This is a genomic window from Altererythrobacter chaiwopuensis (genome assembly GCF_054957735.1).
On the sequence record NZ_JBTXJF010000001.1, the window covers coordinates 374,432 to 387,225 of the forward strand.

Below are 12,794 nucleotides of genomic sequence, written 5' to 3' on the forward strand. Positions count from 1 at the left end.
TCCATCGCCCGCAAGACTGCATTATACGCAACTCGCTTTGCGCCCAGGGTCAGGACCCTAGCGTCCGATCAGGCGCTGCGCCATCTTGTCTGCGACCACATCGGGAGTTTCGCCGGTGGTTTCGCTTTCCTGCCAGATCGCTTTGAGCCGGTCGGGAATGCGGTCGATCCGCGCATTGATGGTATCCTCGTCTGCCCCGTCAATATGCCGCAATACAGTAATGATGCCCCCGGCATTGATGACATAGTCCGGCGCGTAAAGAATGCCGCGATCGCGCAGGAATTTGCCTTCACTGCCGGTCGCCAGCTGATTGTTGGCGCCGCCGGCAACCACTTTGGTTCTCAGTCTGGCGATCGATTCCTCGGTCAGAACCGCACCAAGTGCATTGGGGCTGACGATGTCTGCTTCAACGGTCAGGATTTCTTCAGCGCTGACAGCCTGTGCGCCCAGTTCGTCGGCAAGGGCTGCTGCTTTATCGGCATTCATGTCGCCCAGAATCAGGTCTGCACCTGCTTTGGCGAGATGACGGGCCAACCCGCCGCCCACGCTGCCCACACCCTGCACGGCAATGCGCACTCCCTTGAGATCGCCAACGCCCAGCGCCCGCCTGGCCGCCGCCTTGACGCCCAGATAGATGCCCCGCGCAGTATAGGGCCCGGGATCGCCCCCCTGGTCCGGCATGCCGCCAACATGCGAAGTATGCTTCGCAATCTCGAGCATGTCGTCCTGGGTGATATTGACGTCCTGCGCGGTAACATACTGGCCGCCCAACCCTTCGACCGCACGCGCAAAAGCAGCGAGCATTTCGGGTGTCTTGGTGCGATTCTCGTCAGCAAGGATCACAGCCTTGCCGCCTCCGGCCGGCAGGCCCGCCATGGCGTTCTTGTAGCTCATCCCGCGGCTAAGGCGCAGGGCATCACGAATCGCGTCGGCCCGATCGGCATAGTGCCAGAAGCGTGTGCCGCCCGCGGCCGGGCCGAGGTGTGAGGAGTGGATAGCAATGATCGCGGTAAGGCCGGATGCCGCGTCGCGCACGAACAGCACCTGTTCGTGATCGTCAAAATCGGGTTCGTTCCAGAATACCGTCATGCCACATGTCCTTTGACCATGCCTGATTCGGCGGTCGTCTGACTGTGCTGACGGGGGATGATGGGGCGATCGAGGGGTCTCGAACCCCCGACCTCCGGTACCACAAACCGGCGCTCTAACCATCTGAGCTACGATCGCCACATGCCCCGTCCCGCTTTTGCAAGTCGAGCCGCGCAAGCGGGGCTGATACGCTTTGCCACAGCATGGTCAAGGCCAGCTGCAACGGGCGCGAGCCTGTTGCATAGCCGGGCCGGTTTGGGAAGTGAAAACTTCGCTCAGGGGCTGATCGCGCAAGATTATTTCGTGCATTGCGCGCACGCGCTGGCCGCCTATTCTTATGCAATGACAAGCCCGGGCGATTCTTCCGCTGAGCGATTGCTGATGCGGGAAAAAATGCAGCGCGTGCCCAGCGCCAAACTTGAGCTGTTCCAGTGCCGCGAATTTCTGCCAGCAGATATGCGCCGCGAACTGATCGATCTGATCGAAACCAACCGCCGCCCCAGCACTATCGCGGACGACAATGGCGACCATTATTTCCGCACCAGCGAAACCTGCGATCTCGAAGCACGCGAGGCCGTGGTCCAGCAGCTTGAAGTTCTCCTGGCCGAACTGTCAGGGATCGATCCGGCCTATGGCGAACCGGTCCAGGGGCAACGCTATGCGGTGGGGCAGGAATTCAAGCCGCACACCGATTATTTTGCCCCCGACGGGGCCGACTTCCGGAAATTCTGCGCGATCGCGGGCCAACGCACCTGGACTTTCATGATCTATCTCAATGACGTGGAATCTGGCGGCGCGACAAGGTTCAAGGCCATTGGCAAAACTATTCAGCCCGAAGCCGGCAAGCTGTTGTGCTGGAATAACCGCCGCCTGGACGGCAGCGTCAATCCGAATACGCTTCATCACGGGATGAAAGTGCGCCATGGCCTGAAATATGTGATAACCAAGTGGTACCGTGAAAAGGAGTGGGCTTGATAATGAGTGACTACAAGGACATCGCCGAGAAGCTTCGCGCCCGGCTGGACGATCTGCTTCAGCGCGCCGAAGTGATCGAGGACGATCTGCGTCATCCGCTTGATGCCGACTGGGAAGAGCAGGCGGTCGATCTGGCCGATGACGAGGCACTCGAAGGCGTGGACACGGTGTTGCGTGATGAAATCCACCAGATTCGCCTGGCGCTGCTGCGGATCGAGAACGGAACCTATGGAACCTGCGCGATCTGCGGCGAGGAGATCAGCCGCGAGCGGCTCGAAGCACGCCCTATTGCAACGCGCTGTATCAGCTGCGCGTGACCCGGCAATCCTGACACGAAAAAGGCGGCCCAATCGGACCGCCCTTTCATCTGCCGACGTCGAAAGTGACGTCTATTTCTTGAGCGAAAGCCCGCCAAAGCGCTTGTTGAACGCCGCCACACGGCCACCTTCCTGCAGCTGCTGACGCCCGCCGGTCCATGCCGGATGGCTGGTAGGATCGATCTCGAGCGTCAAAGTGTCACCTTCGCTGCCCCAGGTGGAGCGGGTCTGGAACTCTGTGCCATCGGTCATCTTGACCGTGATCGTGTGGTAATCGGGGTGCCCTTCGGCTTTCATCTCGAATATCCTTTATAGCTTGCGCCGGTTCCGACCGGCGGTGCTGTGTTCTCGGAAAGGCGCGCGGTTAGCGGGCAGGCTGCGCGATTGCAAGTTTTTTGAACGCTAAGCTGGCGGATCGGCGATCATCGCGGTGAATTCGCATTCCGTAGTGGTCTTGCCTTCCACGCTCGCCCGCCCTTTGAACTTGTAGACCCGGCTGCGCTTCTGGATGAATTCCACCTCCAGATCGAGCAGGCAGCCCGGCGTCACCGGCGAACGGAATTTGGCCCCCTCGATCCCCATGAAGAACACCAGCTTGCCGGTTCCCGCAAGTTCGAGCGTTTCAATGCCCAGAATCGCCGCGGCCTGCGCCAGCGCCTCGATCTGCAAAACGCCCGGCATGATCGGGGCACCGGGAAAATGCCCCTGGAAGAATTCCTCGTTGAAGGAAACCGCCTTCACCGCATGGATACGCTCACCCAGTTCGAGGGAGCGCACCCGGTCAACCAGCAGCAAGGGGTAGCGATGTGGCAGGGCCTTGAGGATTCTGTGAATGTCATACGCGCTTGCGCCGTCGCCATCGCTCATTGCCCTGCCCGCCTCTTCATCGCTGACCGCTTAGCGCCCGCTGGGCGCCTGTGTTGCCGGGGGTTGCTGTCCGGCCCGCTGCTGGGCGGCTTGCTGCTGCGCCTGCATCGCCTGTGCAGCGACCAATCGCTGCTGGATCTGCTGATACAGGCCAACGGCATTGCGGTTGGGCTGCCAGCCCTGCGGCGGCACGATTGCAACCGACGGCACCAGGGTGTTGAGTGCAGTGCTCACCTGCTGGGTGATGCTGGCTTGCGGCGGCGCGTAAATCACCGCTTCGGGTGTAAGCACGAGCTGCAGCTGCTGCTGCTGGACTACCTGTTGCAGCGCCGGGCCATACTGAGCGAGAATCTGCTCAACGGCATAGACGCGCGCGGCTTCAACCTGGTTGCTCAGCTGGCCGACTTCCTGCTCTATCGCCTGCAGCCGCTTAGCCTGCGGGGTGTTCTGGGCAGCTTCCTGCTCCGCTTCATCGAGCTGGTTGTCACTGTTGGTATCGAGCTGCTTGAGCAAGGTCTGGCTTTCCTGCTGGCGCGCCTGAATCGTATCAATCTGCGCCTTGTAGGTGGTGCCGACCTGCTGATACGCCGTGCCAAAAGCATTGGTGCTGATAACCACTGCCGGGATATCAACCGTAGCAATTTTGCCCTGAACCTGGGCGGCGGCAGGGGTCGCGGCGACAGCCGCGATGGCGATGCTCGCAGTGGCGAGCAGGTTTTTGAGAGATTTCATCAGAATTGAGTTCCTACGTTAAATGTGAAGCTTTTGGTGTCATCGCCCGGCTGTTGCTTCAGCACTCTGGCGAGATCGATCCGGAATGGACCGAAGGGTGAATTCCAGTTGACCCCTATGCCAACCGAAATGCGCGGCTGGGCGCTATCGCCAAGAAAGATTTCGCGAAAGCGGCTGCCCTGGATGATCGACGGTGCATTGGCCGTCACGCCGTCAGCCGCAATGGGGTTGGTGGTGGTGATGACCCTCTGGACTCCATCAGACCCGGTGGTCAGTTCGAGGTACAGCAAATTGCCATCTGCATCGCGAAACTGAACGCCGTTGGGATTATCCTGCAGGATCGGCCGCGTCACCCCAAACAGAGCGCCGGCATCAAGGAAGATCGATGGGCGCAGCCCAAGCTCGCGTGCACCCGATCCCAGCGGAATTTCAAGCTCGGCGCGGCCCAGATAATAGGCGCGGCCACCCAGCGCATCGTCCACAACCCGGTCCCGGTCAGTGATCAGCACCGGATTTCCGTCAGCATCGTCAACATACTGCTGGCGCAGCACGCGTGGCCCAACGCCGCGAATATCGAACCCGCGGATCTGCGGTTCGCCAAGCTGGAAACGATCGGTCAGCAAGACCTTGTCGACCCCTGGCCCGCGCGAACCGCTCAGGGCGTTGATCGCGCCGCCCTCGGCTGAAAGCGAAAAAATGAAACCGCCCATGACTGGCCAGAATTGGGATGCCTTGCCGCGCACACGGACATATTTCACATCGCCGCCAAGCCCAGCCAATTCGGTAGTGAACGAAACATTGCTCCCGCGGGTTGGCCGCAGGCGGCTGTCGAGCGAATTATGGACAACCGTTGCGCCCAGGATCGAACTGGTCCGATTACCGATCGCATCGCACAGGAAACGGCCCGCCAGCAAAGGCTCGCAGGTGCGGATGCCATCCCCGTCGAAATCGGCGAAGAACACGTTCGGATCAAGGGTGATGTCGTCAACCTTGAGCGTGTAGCTTGCGATGAAAGACACGAATTCCGTCATCGGAACGCCTGCACGCACGGTAAAGCCGGTGGTCGATTGCTCGAAGGTCCGGTTCCGATCCCGGCTGGCAAAGTTGAAGCTGTTGAAATCCTGCCGGAAAATATCCACGCCGGTCGAGATATTGCGATCGAACAGATAGGGTTCGGTGAAGCTGACCGAAGCTGACCGGCTGAAACGCGACCAATTCACGCTGAGACCGACAGTCTGGCCGCGCCCACGGAAATTGCGCTGGCGAATCGACGCGGCAAGAATGAACTGTTCAAGCGAAGAGAAACCTGCCGAAAGCTGCAATTCGCCGGTCGGCTGCTCTTGAACGTTTGCTTCGAGCACGATCCGGTCAGGCTGGCTGCCCTGAACCTGGCTGACCTCGAAATTCTCCTGGAAAAATCCCAGCGAGTTGATGCGGGCTGTGGTGCGCTTGACCTGCAGCGAATTGAATGCATCGCCTTCTGCAATGCGGAATTCACGCCGAACGACCTTGTCCTGCGTCAGCGTGTTGCCGTTGACGTCCACACGCTCGACATAAACGCGCGGCGCCTCCCGGATCACGAAGTTGACATCCATGGTCAGGTCTTCGCGGCTGCGATCAAACCGCGGTTGGGCATCGGCAAAGGCATAGCCGAAGGTCCCCGCCAATTCGGTGATCTGCTCGACAGTATCTTCAACCAGCTTCGCGTCGTACCAGTCGCCTTTGGCCATTGGCAGCCGCTGGGTCATCAGATCGCCATCGAAGTCGCGCAGCTGGCTCTCCACCTTGACATCACCGAATTTGTACCGGTCACCCTCTTCCACCACGTAAGTGATGATGAAATCTTCCTTGTCCGGCGTTAGCTCGGCCACAGCCGAAACCACGCGGAAGTCGGCATAGCCTTCGGTAAGGTAAAACTGGCGCAGCTTCTGCTGGTCGAACGCCAAACGATCCGGGTCATAGCTGGTATTCGAGCTGAAGAAGCGGTGCCAGCGAGACTGCTTGGTCACCATCTCGCTGCGCAACGCACCGTCAGAAAACTTCTCGTTGCCGATAATGTTGATCTGGCGAACCTTGGACTTGGGGCCTTCGCTGATCTCGAAAACGATATCGACGCGGTTTTGCGGCAATTGCACCATCTTCGGCTCAACGGTCGCGGCGAACCGGCCCTGGCGCTTGTACAACTCCACAATACGCGACACGTCTGCGCGAACTTTGGAACGAGTGAAGATCTGCCGCGGCGAAAGCTTGATCTCCGGCAGGATCTTGTCGTTCTTGATCCGCTTGTTGCCTTCGAGGATGATGCGGTTGATGACCGGGTTTTCCGTCACCTCAATCACGACATTGCCGCCATCATTGCGGATCGAGAAGTTCGAAAACAGTTCGGTCGCGCCAAGATCCTTCAGCGCAGCGTCGGCAGCCACGGAGGTATATTCCTGCCCCACGCGCAGACGCACATAGCTAAGGATCGTCTGCGGTTCGAGACGCTCAGACCCGACTACGGTAATCGATCGGATCGTGTTGCCGGCTTGCGCCTGGTCCGGCGCTTCGACAGGCTGCGTTTCCTCAGCCTCGTCCTGCGGCGCTTCCTGCGCCAACGCTGACAAGGGCAGCCCTGCAAGCATTGTCGTGCCCAGCAGTGCTGCGGCCCATCGCCCGGCGAGGATACTTGCGCCGGCATCAGCCTTGATACGTCCACTCATATTCGCAAGTTTCCCGTCAAATTCTCAACTCTTCCAAACCCCGCCACCCGGCCACAGACACGGACGGCGCAATCCCCGCCGCCTCTGCCCGATGCGGGGTTGGCAATCAAGCGGGGCGTCCCGCCAATTGCCGACGTGCGGTGCCCTTTCCCCGACTAACTCCCGAAAAACGGGAGCGAGACGATGTCGTTCACCGTAACCACCACCATCAACACAAGCACAAGGGCCATGCCGGTACGGTATGCCCATTCCTGGCCGCGTGGACCCACCGGCTTCCGGCGGACAGCTTCTGCCGCATAGAAAGCCAGGTGCCCACCGTCGAGCGCAGGGATTGGCAGCAGGTTAATGAATGCCAAATTAAGCGAAATCAGCGCAGCAAAGCTGACCATGGCCAGCGGCCCCAGGCTCATCTGTTCGCCGGAATATTTGGCGATCTTGATCGGGCCGCCCAATTCCTTGATCGAACGATCGCCAAGCACGATCTGCTTGACGCCGGTGACCATCATTTCCATCAGTCCGAAGCTCTGCTCGAAAGCAAGTGCAACCGATTCCACCGGCCCCACCGGAATAATATCGGGCTGCTGTGAATAGACACCCAGCCGCCCGATGCGCGATTCATTACCGAACCGATCGCTTTCCACGCTTTCGTCAATCACCACGGGCACAGTATTTTCCGCCCCGTCGCGCCGATAGGTGAGTTGCACTTCGCGCCCGGGATACATCATCACCAGCGCGCCGATATCGGAAAAATCGCTGATCGGCTTGCCATCGATCCGGGTTATCAGATCGCCTTGGCGGAGCCCCGCGTCACGCGCAGCGGACATCTCTGCAAAGCCGCCGATCTCGCTGTGGGTTTCAATCTTGCCATACGCCAGATTGAAGGAAGCGAAGATTGCCACCGCCAGCAGCAGATTGGTTGCCGGGCCGGCAAACACGATCAGCGCACGCTGCCAAAGCGGCTTGCACTGAAAAGTATCGCTATCTGTGGGCGCACGCGGATCGGGCACGCTGGCCGGATTCATATCGCCTTTGAACTGGACATATCCGCCCAGCGGAATCAGTGCCAATCGCCAGCGCGTGCCGCGCCTGTCGGTCCAGCCCGTCAATTCCCTGCCGAAGCCGATTGAAAAGGCATCGGCCTTCACACCGAACCAGCGGCCGACGAGGTAATGCCCCAGTTCATGAACAGTTACCAGCGGGCCCAGCACCAGCAGGAAGCCCAGGACCCACATCCAGAAAGGTGGTGATTCAAGCAATTAGGCTATCTCCAGCAGTTCACTCGCACGCACCCTTGCCTCGCGATCGACACCAAGAACGTCATCAAGGCATTGCGGCGCCGGAGCGCTATAGCGGTGAAGTGTGTCTTCCACCACTGCAGTAATGCGGGTGAACCCAATCTGACCGGCAAGGAAGGCCGCCACCGCCACTTCGTTGGCTGCATTGAGCGTTGCAGGCGCCCCTCCCCCCGCTTCGATCGCTTCGCGGGCCAGCCGCGTGGCGGGAAAGCGCGCTTCATCGGGTACGAAAAAGCTCAGCTCGCCAATCGTCGGCAAATCGAGCGGGGCCAGCGGCGTGTCCATCCGCTGCGGCCAGGCAAGGCATGAGGCGATCGGCACGCGCATGTCGGACGGGCCGAGCTGCGCCAGTGTCGAGCCATCGCGATATTCTACCATCGAATGGATAACGCTCTGCGGGTGAACCACGATCCGCAAACGGTCGAGCCCGACAGGGAACAGATGATGCGCCTCGATGAACTCAAGCCCCTTGTTCATCATCGTTGCCGAATCGACGCTGATCTTGGCGCCCATATCCCAATTGGGGTGAGCCACCGCTTGCGCCGGGGTTGCCGCTTCGAGCTGTTCGAACGACCAGGTGCGAAATGGCCCACCGCTCGCTGTCAGCGTGATGCGCGCAACATCCTCGATCCGGTTGCCCGCCAGGCACTGGAATATCGCATTGTGCTCGCTATCGACCGGCAGCAGCGTTGCCCCGTGCCGCGCGAGCGCCGCCGTCATGACGTCTCCAGCGGAAACCAGCGCTTCCTTGTTGGCGAGCGCCAAGGTGCCGCCCTGCTCGATCGCGGCCATCACCGGTGCAAGGCCGGCACATCCCACGATCGCCGCCACGGTGATATCGACAGGCCGAGCCGCCGCTTCGCACAGAGCCTGCGCTCCGCCAGCGGTTTCGATGCCGGTTCCGGCAAGCGCCTCACGCAGTTCGGGCAAACAGCCCTCATCGCCGCAAATGGCCAGTTTCGCACCGAATTCGCGGGCCAGCCTTGCAAGGTCGGTGACATTTCCGTTGGCGGTCAGTGCCTCCACCCGCCACGCCTCGCGATTGCGGCGGACAAGATCAAGCGTCTGCTCCCCCACAGAGCCGGTTGCGCCGAGGATGGTGAGAGTGCGGGTCATGGGTGCGCGCCAAACCACAGAAACAAGGTGACGATGGCCACCGGCAGCAGCCCATCAACCCGGTCAAAAACGCCGCCGTGGCCAGGAATGAGGTTCGAGGAGTCCTTCACCCCTGCCTTGCGCTTTAGCCAACTCTCGAAGAAGTCGCCCGATTGCGCGACAACCGCCAAACCCGCCCCGATGCCAAGTGCAACCAGACCCATGGGCGAAAAAGCACGCTCACCCACATTGGAATAGAAAAAGGCGAGCGAAACCAGCCCTGCAGCCAGCATGCCGCCGCCCAGCCCCGCCCATGTCTTGGACGGGCTGATTTTCGAGGCGATCTTCGGGCCGCCGATTGTGCGACCGCTGAAATAGGCGCCGGTGTCGGTTGCCACCACCACCGCGATCACACCCAGAACCACTTCCGCCGGCAGGATGATAAGCGCGTAGGCCGCAGCAGCAATATAGGCCCCGCCCAGCAGCAATGCGGCGATCTTTGCCATGCGCCCCGCGAACGCCTGCAAGGCCAGTCTGCCAAATTCGCTGACGCACAGCAGCGCCACAACCAGCGCAAAAAGATCGAACCATAGCCCGCCCAGCCACAGCGCCGTGCCCGCCACCGCAAGCATGACGGCCGCAGAAGCAACCCGCACCGGGAGGTCGGAGCTCTTTTTCGTGGCCTCAGCGCCCGCCAAAACGTCGCTCCCGCTGCGCGAAATCATCAAGCGCGTGGCTCAACATTTCAGGCGTGAAATCGGGCCACAGCGTATCGATAAAAAGCATCTCGGCATAGGCCGATTGCCACAGCAGGAAATTCGACAGGCGGATCTCGCCGCTGGTGCGGATCAGCAGGTCGAGCGGCGGCAAATCGGCGGTATCGAGATGGGCGGCAATGGACCGTTCGTTCACCTCGCCGATCGCTGCCGCCTTGGCCGCAGCGCGCGCAATTTCCTGTTGCGAGCCATAGTTCAGCGCCACCGCCAGCACCCGCGAGCCATTGCTGGTCTTGTCCAGCGCATCCTCGAGCATTTCTACAATATCCGGCGCAAGTGCCTGCCAATCGCCGATAATCTTCAAGCGGACATCATTGGCGATGAATTCGGGCAGGTCAGATTTGATGAACTTGCGCATCAAATTCATCAGATCGCCGACCTCGTCGTCTGACCGCTTCCAGTTTTCGCTGCTGAAGGCATAAAGGGTCAGGCAGTCGAGCCCGGTATTGGCCAGGCTGCGCACCAGCTCGCGCACGGCCTCTACGCCGCGCTGGTGCCCGATCGAACGCGGCAGGCCGCGCCTTTTCGCCCAGCGGCCATTGCCGTCCATGATGATGGCGACGTGACGCGCACGCCCGATTTCGTGTGAGGGCTTCTCGCCCATCAATCCCCTCCGAACATCCTGCCGCTCACTGGGTCAGGATTTCCTGGACCTTCTTCGCTACCGCTTCATCGGTTTCCGCGACATATTTGTCGGTCAGTTTCTGGACCTCGTCCTCGTGGCGCTTACGCTCATCCTCGGAGATTTCCTTCTTCTTCTCGTCAGTCTTCAGCGCTTCATTGGCATCGCGCCGCACATTGCGGATCGCGATCTTGCCCTTCTCGCCATATTCACCGGCCAGTTTCGCCAGTTCCTTGCGACGTTCCTCGGTAAGATCGGGAATAGGGAGGCGGATCGTCTGCCCGTCGATCATCGGGTTAAGGCCGAGATTGGCCTTCGCGATACCCTTTTCCACCGCGATCACGTTCGACTTGTCCCACACCTGCACGCTGAGCATGCGCGGTTCGGGGGCGGAAACGGTCGCCACCTGGCTCAGCGGCATCATCGCGCCGTAAACTTCGCACACCACCGGATCGAGCAGGGTGGTATTGGCGCGGCCGGTGCGCAGGCCACCAAGGTCGCTCTTGAGCGATTCCACGGCACCTTTCATCCGGCGTTCGATGTCTGCCCTATCGTATTGCGGCATGGCTTAGGCTTCCTCTTGCACAATTGTCTGTACGCCGCTTCCGCTCAGCACGCGGGCGACATTGCCCTTTTCGCGGATCGAGAAGACGACGATCGGAATGGAATTTTCGCGGCACAGCGCAACGGCGGTGGCATCCATCACCTTGAGATTGTCGGACAGCACCTGATCATAGCTGATGGTGTCGAACCGCTTCGCACCGGGGTTATGCTTGGGATCGCTGTCATAAACCCCGTCAACGCTGGTGCCCTTGAGCAAGGCATCGCAGTTCATTTCCGCCGCACGCAGCGCAGCGCCGGTATCTGTGGTGAAGAAGGGATTGCCGGTGCCCGCAGCGAAAATCACGATCCGGCCCTTCTCCAAATGACGTTCGGCGCGGCGGCGGATATAGGGCTCGCACACGCTCGACATCGGGATCGCGGATTGAACCCGCGTCTGCACGCCCAACTGCTCAAGCGCATTCTGCATCGCCAGCGCGTTCATGACCGTGGCCAGCATGCCCATGTAATCGCCGGTTGTCCGATCGAGCCCCTTGGCTGCAGCACTGATTCCGCGGAAGATATTACCGCCGCCGATCACCAGGCAAACTTCAAGGCCTGTTTCCTTCGCCGCCTTCACCTCTTCGGCGAGCCGGGTGACATAGGCGGGATCGATGCCGTACTCTTGCTCGCCCATCAGCACTTCGCCCGAAAGCTTAAGAAGGATGCGCTTGTATTGCTGTATCGGCATGAGCGATGAGAATCCGTCGGCTGGTTGTGGTTGGGAACTGCGAGGTTCCTTAGCGGCAAGCACCCTCTGGCGCAAAGAGAAAGGCGGCGCTAGTCTGCGGGATTAGCTGCCGGAAGCAAGTGGAGCAGCCCCTGCGTAAAGCCGCGCGGCGCCACCGAAAGATGATCCTCGCCCGCCAGCACTTCAGACTTCAGTTTGAGCCCGGGGTAAGCCTTGGCCTCAAGCAGTTCCGCGAAGCGGCGATTGTCGGCCACCATATCGGCCTCCCGATTATAGCGGCGGTCGCCCGCGCGCACCGCCTCAAACTCTCCGACGTAAAGATAGACTGCCGCGGACAGATTGTCGCGCTGCGCGAGAAGCTGCGGCGTCTCCCGCAACAGGTGTCGCTTGTCATACCAGAATGAAGGACTTCCCAGAACGTATCCGCTGAACATGGCAGGATCCGTCATCAGGATCTGTGCGCCCAGCAAACCGCCATAGGAATGTCCGACATAGATCCTGCGATCCGGGCGCGTCCGCAATTTCCCGTCAATGAAGGGCAGCACCGTATCGCGCAGATAGTCGCGATAGCGCAGCGACTCGCCATGCCGGGCATCAGCCGGGGCACCGACCGGTCCGTTGGGCGTTGGAGTATAGTCGCGTCGGCGGCTCTCCATGCCGCCCTGACCTTTGCCGTAGGACAGACCGACCAGGATGAATTCCTCCACCCGCGGGCCTTCGCCGTTCATCCTTCGCCCGATCAGGCGCAGCATGGGGAAGCCGTAATCGGCATCGGTAACGTAGACTGTGGGATAGGTCCGCGAAGGATCCTCGCCGTAGCTGCTCGGCAGGCTGACGAATACCTGGTAAGGAATGCCGCTGGCCGGGTCGGGAACGTCGAATACCTGCGTTCCGAGAATTTCGTAGGCTTGCCCATCGCCGCGCTGGCTAGGCACGCTGGCGAGAGAGCCGCCATCCGCCTGCGATGCCGGGGCCGCGGAACAGGCCGCAAGCATCGCCGCCCCAACCAATATCATTTTGTAAAAAGGCATGA

14 protein-coding genes and 1 tRNA gene are annotated in these 12,794 nt (G+C 60.6%); 2 read left to right on the forward strand and 13 right to left on the reverse strand.

Translation table 11 applies throughout. From position 1 onward, the window contains the following. Positions 1-57 precede the first annotated feature (57 nt). Positions 58-1,089 (reverse strand): Leu/Phe/Val dehydrogenase, encoded by a 1,032-nt coding sequence (locus ACX3VQ_RS01830; RefSeq protein WP_462579240.1) that lies wholly within the window; start codon positions 1,087-1,089, stop codon positions 58-60. Between the two features lie 61 nt (positions 1,090-1,150). Next, positions 1,151-1,227 (reverse strand) — tRNA-His (locus ACX3VQ_RS01835). Positions 1,228-1,431: 204 nt separating this feature from the next. Between ACX3VQ_RS01835 and ACX3VQ_RS01840 the strand changes: the two genes are divergently transcribed. Together ACX3VQ_RS01840 and ACX3VQ_RS01845 are read left to right on the forward strand one after the other, a co-directional pair. After that, positions 1,432-2,064, forward strand: coding sequence for a prolyl hydroxylase family protein (locus ACX3VQ_RS01840; protein WP_462579241.1), 633 nt, complete (start codon positions 1,432-1,434; stop codon positions 2,062-2,064). Between the two features lie 2 nt (positions 2,065-2,066). Beyond that, positions 2,067-2,381 carry a TraR/DksA family transcriptional regulator gene (locus ACX3VQ_RS01845; RefSeq protein WP_462571848.1) on the forward strand — a complete coding sequence of 105 codons (315 nt, stop codon included), beginning with the start codon at positions 2,067-2,069 and terminating at the stop codon, positions 2,379-2,381. A 72-nt stretch (positions 2,382-2,453) separates the two neighbouring features. Here the strand turns inward: ACX3VQ_RS01845 and rpmE are convergent, their stop codons facing one another. The 11 genes from rpmE to ACX3VQ_RS01900 all read right to left on the reverse strand — a co-directional run bounded on the left by rpmE (position 2,454) and on the right by ACX3VQ_RS01900 (position 12,792). Continuing rightward, positions 2,454-2,678 (reverse strand): 50S ribosomal protein L31, encoded by a 225-nt coding sequence (rpmE, locus tag ACX3VQ_RS01850; protein WP_462571847.1) that lies wholly within the window; start codon positions 2,676-2,678, stop codon positions 2,454-2,456. A 105-nt stretch (positions 2,679-2,783) separates the two neighbouring features. After that, positions 2,784-3,248 (reverse strand): 3-hydroxyacyl-ACP dehydratase FabZ, encoded by a 465-nt coding sequence (gene fabZ, locus ACX3VQ_RS01855; protein ID WP_462579242.1) that lies wholly within the window; start codon positions 3,246-3,248, stop codon positions 2,784-2,786. A gap of 30 nt (positions 3,249-3,278) precedes the next feature. Continuing rightward, positions 3,279-3,980 carry an OmpH family outer membrane protein gene (locus tag ACX3VQ_RS01860; protein ID WP_462571845.1) on the reverse strand — a complete coding sequence of 234 codons (702 nt, stop codon included), beginning with the start codon at positions 3,978-3,980 and terminating at the stop codon, positions 3,279-3,281. Further along, positions 3,980-6,682, reverse strand: coding sequence for an outer membrane protein assembly factor BamA (bamA, locus tag ACX3VQ_RS01865; RefSeq protein WP_462571844.1), 2,703 nt, complete (start codon positions 6,680-6,682; stop codon positions 3,980-3,982). The genes ACX3VQ_RS01860 and bamA overlap by 1 nt, the downstream gene beginning before the upstream one ends. A gap of 155 nt (positions 6,683-6,837) precedes the next feature. Beyond that, complete coding sequence (rseP, locus tag ACX3VQ_RS01870; protein WP_462579243.1) at positions 6,838-7,914, reverse strand: RIP metalloprotease RseP; 1,077 nt, start codon at positions 7,912-7,914, stop codon at positions 6,838-6,840. A gap of 24 nt (positions 7,915-7,938) precedes the next feature. After that, positions 7,939-9,093: a 1-deoxy-D-xylulose-5-phosphate reductoisomerase gene (gene dxr, locus ACX3VQ_RS01875; RefSeq protein WP_462579244.1), complete on the reverse strand. Its 1,155-nt coding sequence runs from the start codon at positions 9,091-9,093 to the stop codon at positions 7,939-7,941. After that, positions 9,090-9,704, reverse strand: a complete 615-nt coding sequence (locus ACX3VQ_RS01880) for a phosphatidate cytidylyltransferase (RefSeq protein ID WP_462579245.1) — start codon at positions 9,702-9,704, stop codon at positions 9,090-9,092. The genes dxr and ACX3VQ_RS01880 overlap by 4 nt, the downstream gene beginning before the upstream one ends. A gap of 52 nt (positions 9,705-9,756) precedes the next feature. Continuing rightward, on the reverse strand, positions 9,757-10,452 hold the full coding sequence (gene uppS, locus ACX3VQ_RS01885) for a polyprenyl diphosphate synthase (protein ID WP_462579246.1): 696 nt from the start codon (positions 10,450-10,452) through the stop codon (positions 9,757-9,759). Between the two features lie 25 nt (positions 10,453-10,477). Next, positions 10,478-11,035: a ribosome recycling factor gene (frr, locus tag ACX3VQ_RS01890; protein WP_462579247.1), complete on the reverse strand. Its 558-nt coding sequence runs from the start codon at positions 11,033-11,035 to the stop codon at positions 10,478-10,480. A gap of 3 nt (positions 11,036-11,038) precedes the next feature. Then, entirely contained in the window at positions 11,039-11,761 is a 723-nt protein-coding gene (gene pyrH / locus ACX3VQ_RS01895; RefSeq protein WP_462579248.1) for a uridine monophosphate kinase, read from the reverse strand. Positions 11,762-11,850: 89 nt separating this feature from the next. Then, positions 11,851-12,792, reverse strand: a complete 942-nt coding sequence (locus tag ACX3VQ_RS01900) for an alpha/beta hydrolase (protein ID WP_462579249.1) — start codon at positions 12,790-12,792, stop codon at positions 11,851-11,853. Positions 12,793-12,794: the final 2 nt, after the last annotated feature.

Bases quoted from the DNA above. Each gene is read 5' to 3' on its own strand.
- ACX3VQ_RS01830 (WP_462579240.1), bottom strand. From the start codon at position 1,089: ATGACGGTATTCTGGAACGAACCCGATTTTGACGATCACGAACAGGTG.
- ACX3VQ_RS01840 (WP_462579241.1), top strand. From the start codon at position 1,432: ATGACAAGCCCGGGCGATTCTTCCGCTGAGCGATTGCTGATGCGGGAA.
- ACX3VQ_RS01845 (WP_462571848.1), top strand. From the start codon at position 2,067: ATGAGTGACTACAAGGACATCGCCGAGAAGCTTCGCGCCCGGCTGGAC.
- rpmE (WP_462571847.1), bottom strand. From the start codon at position 2,678: ATGAAAGCCGAAGGGCACCCCGATTACCACACGATCACGGTCAAGATG.
- fabZ (WP_462579242.1), bottom strand. From the start codon at position 3,248: ATGAGCGATGGCGACGGCGCAAGCGCGTATGACATTCACAGAATCCTC.
- ACX3VQ_RS01860 (WP_462571845.1), bottom strand. From the start codon at position 3,980: ATGAAATCTCTCAAAAACCTGCTCGCCACTGCGAGCATCGCCATCGCG.
- bamA (WP_462571844.1), bottom strand. From the start codon at position 6,682: ATGAGTGGACGTATCAAGGCTGATGCCGGCGCAAGTATCCTCGCCGGG.
- rseP (WP_462579243.1), bottom strand. From the start codon at position 7,914: ATGTGGGTCCTGGGCTTCCTGCTGGTGCTGGGCCCGCTGGTAACTGTT.
- dxr (WP_462579244.1), bottom strand. From the start codon at position 9,093: ATGACCCGCACTCTCACCATCCTCGGCGCAACCGGCTCTGTGGGGGAG.
- ACX3VQ_RS01880 (WP_462579245.1), bottom strand. From the start codon at position 9,704: ATGCTTGCGGTGGCGGGCACGGCGCTGTGGCTGGGCGGGCTATGGTTC.
- uppS (WP_462579246.1), bottom strand. From the start codon at position 10,452: ATGGGCGAGAAGCCCTCACACGAAATCGGGCGTGCGCGTCACGTCGCC.
- frr (WP_462579247.1), bottom strand. From the start codon at position 11,035: ATGCCGCAATACGATAGGGCAGACATCGAACGCCGGATGAAAGGTGCC.
- pyrH (WP_462579248.1), bottom strand. From the start codon at position 11,761: ATGCCGATACAGCAATACAAGCGCATCCTTCTTAAGCTTTCGGGCGAA.
- ACX3VQ_RS01900 (WP_462579249.1), bottom strand. From the start codon at position 12,792: ATGCCTTTTTACAAAATGATATTGGTTGGGGCGGCGATGCTTGCGGCC.